The sequence below is a fragment of the Priestia sp. P5_B4 genome, from assembly GCF_056400385.1.
In genome coordinates this window covers 1-1,009 of the sequence record NZ_JBFULJ010001145.1, presented here as the reverse complement: position 1 = coordinate 1,009, position 1,009 = coordinate 1, and the positions used below count along the sequence as shown (strand labels likewise).

At 38.9% G+C, this 1,009-nt stretch carries 1 protein-coding gene; it reads left to right on the top strand.

The features are described 5' to 3' along the window. Positions 1–40: 40 nt before the first annotated feature. Positions 41–466 (top strand): stress protein, encoded by a 426-nt coding sequence (locus AC1DRF_RS29485; RefSeq protein WP_477742505.1) that lies wholly within the window; start codon positions 41–43, stop codon positions 464–466. Positions 467–1,009 lie beyond the last annotated feature (543 nt).

The window sequence follows — 1,009 nt, the reverse complement described above, 5'->3', positions numbered from 1 at the left end:
AGCGAAACAAGCTGTTGTAGCTTCTGCCGTAGGTTTAGCTATGTTAGCGACACCATTAGCTCTACCGAATTTAGGAGATTCTGCTGGCTCCGCAGAAGCTGCAGAAGTCGGAGGCGATGTCTCGATTGATCCAGTGGCAATTGGACAAGCGATTGCAGATGCAGCTAAAACAGCTGACAATCGAAGTGGTTTTGTCAAAGGAGCAATGGAAAAATCCTTTTATGAAGCAGGCCAACAGTACAATGTCATGGTCATGAATTTAAGCCAAGGATACAATTCCAATCAATTACAGGGTGTACAATATTTTGATACCGTAGATTATGATGGTATTACGTATGGWGTCTGGGTRTTTGAAGAMGGAACATTTGTTAACGAAGGTGATGGAGGATATGATAATTGGGCCWTCAGAGGATGGTTTGAACGGACCGGAGATGACGAGAAAACGGTCAATTTTCATAGACCWTAATTCAAAATAGAGATGAAGATAGAAGATATAAGATAGAAGATAGACCCTATAAGAGMAAATAATAGGAAGAGCCTTGCCCCTGATGGTAAAGGCTCTTCTCGTTATATAAGTTTTTATCATGTAATATCGCAAACATGGTGGTTTTTGGGACGGGTGCATGGATCTGTAGAAATTATCATTACAAGAGTAATTAAAAAGTAGGAAATTACATAGGTGGTACCTATACTGTTTTTACGAATACTAAAAAGATGATAGTATAAAGAACCATAAGCTAAATCTAATATAGAAGAGGTGATGAAAGTGATAACAAAAGATGTAACTCAATCTACGTTCGCCGAAGAATTAGTTTCTTTACCTACGTCGTGTAATGATGTTATCTACTATCCTACTAAGTTAGCTACCTTAGCAACCGAAGAGAGCTACACAGTTTTCCAAACTCTCAGTCAGAAAAGTGGCCTTGCTTACCTCGTTGTTACCTAGCCTCTTACAGCTAAGATTATATTAGCAGGATCGACAGAGTCAATGAATGAAATATATCAAGCC